Annotated in this window: 1 protein-coding gene; it reads left to right on the top strand. The window is 43.4% G+C overall.

What is annotated here, in order from left to right; genetic code table 11:
• Positions 1–53 precede the first annotated feature (53 nt).
• Positions 54–546 (top strand): transposase (locus RF646_RS13410; protein ID WP_368836242.1); only part of this gene is annotated, 493 nt, incomplete at its 3' end.

The raw sequence follows: 546 nt of genomic DNA, 5'->3' as shown, positions 1-546 counted from the left end.
TTGAGTTGACCATGTATTTCGATGTCTTTACGAAAGAAATCCTAACGTGGCATGTGGCTGAGAGACGTGGACATAGAGACCAGTACATTGATGGGCTAAATGATGTCATCAACCTGTTGAAGGGCACAGATGAGCCAACTGTTCTTCATACGGACCAAGGTAGCGTGTATGCTTCGCTCGCCTATAATGAGCTGATAAAGGACACGATGATTGTGAGGTCTATGTCCAGGGCAGGAAAGCCTACAGACAACCCTGTGAACGAATCCCTCAACGGATGGATAAAAGAGGAATTGTTCATAGACTTCAAGATTGAGACATGTAATTCAAGAGAGGAGTTCGAGGAGGCCTTGGACGCATACGTGGATTATTACAATGAGAAAAGACCATGTTATGCTATCGGCTATGATACGCCAAATAATTACAGGAAGAGGTTTTATAAAGGGGAGCTTCCAAGAAAGGACACTTTTGGGAAGCGAGAGGCTAATGCAACACCGAAGTTCATCACAGAACGGAAGAAAATGGCTGGAAATGAGAAAAATAAAGAAT

Origin of the sequence: Kocuria sp. CPCC 205261 (assembly GCF_040981025.1) — a bacterium.
Taxonomy (GTDB): domain Bacteria; phylum Actinomycetota; class Actinomycetes; order Actinomycetales; family Micrococcaceae; genus Kocuria; species Kocuria marina.
The sequence above is the reverse complement of the archived record's forward strand: the minus strand, read 5'-3'. Positions and strand labels throughout refer to the sequence as shown.